Genomic DNA, 999 nt, shown 5'->3' on the forward strand with positions numbered 1-999 from the left:
TGGGCGACTTCGACGCAGTTCTGTGAGTTCCCAGAGCTGTAGCTGCTCTTGCGGAACACGAGGTCAGGCACTGTTCTCACTCTCTTGCAGCACATCGCGGATGAACTGCTCGCTTTGCTGTTTGCTCAGGGCCGAGCCCTGGAGGTCTCCGAAGGTACGCATGTAGCGGTCGACATCGTCGATCTGCTCCTCGAATGCACCTGATGTCAGCGTATCCGTGTACACCACCGATAGATCGGTCGGTTCGGGGAAGTCCAAGATGGTGAACGACCCCGAAAGGCCGGAGTGGGCGCCCGCAACGAAGGGCAGGACGTGTAGGTCGATGTTGTGGGCTTGGCCGATGCGCAGCAGGTAGTCGAGTTGTTCACGCATGACCTCGCGGCCTCCGATGGGGCGTCGAAGGGCCGCTTCGTCGATGACCGCAGTTAGACGGGGTGGCTGTTCGATGCGCGTCATAATCTCCCGGCGCGCGAGGCGGGCTTCGACCAGCCGGTCGATCTGTTCGGGTTGGGCATGGCAGTCGCCCTGGAAGAGAGCTGTTGCGTAGTTGGGTGTCTGGAGAAGGCCGGGGATCACGATGCTCTCGTAGGTGCGGATGACCGAGGCTTCGGCCTCGAAGTCGGGTAGGGCGCGAGCGCCGAAGACGTCGCGGTACTTCCACCACCAGCCGCGTTCCTTGGCCTGTTTGGCCAGCATCTGGAGCGCTTCGCGCTCCACACCGTCTTCGATCTTGTAGGTGTTGAGAAGTTTGTCGAGGTCGCCGGCGGTGATCCTGCGCTCCGCTGTCTCGAACCGGCTGAGCTTCGAGGAGCCCCACCCGACGGCCTTTGCCGCCTGGGCTACGGACAGGCCACGAGTTTCCCGGAGCCGGCGTAGTTCTCGGCCAAGTCGGCGTAGGCGTACCGACGGACTGGGGGTTCGTCGCATGGATCGCAGTTTAGACCCCTCCACTGGCTCTGGCATTTTCCAAAGATGCCCTTGAGAATTGGCAAATGCCAG

2 protein-coding genes are annotated in these 999 nt (G+C 62.0%); both read right to left on the reverse strand.

Annotated elements, in window-relative coordinates:
• On the reverse strand, nt 1-95 hold a 95-nt coding region (locus ABD848_RS24865), incomplete at its 3' end, for a DUF397 domain-containing protein (RefSeq protein ID WP_344977645.1).
• Complete coding sequence (locus ABD848_RS24870; protein ID WP_344977642.1) at nt 64-927, reverse strand: helix-turn-helix domain-containing protein; 864 nt, start codon at nt 925-927, stop codon at nt 64-66. The genes ABD848_RS24865 and ABD848_RS24870, both read right to left, overlap by 32 nt.
• Between the last annotated feature and the right edge of the window lie 72 nt (nt 928-999).

It is taken from the genome of Salinactinospora qingdaonensis (assembly GCF_039539445.1).
GTDB classification, from domain to species: Bacteria; Actinomycetota; Actinomycetes; order Streptosporangiales; family Streptosporangiaceae; genus Salinactinospora; species Salinactinospora qingdaonensis.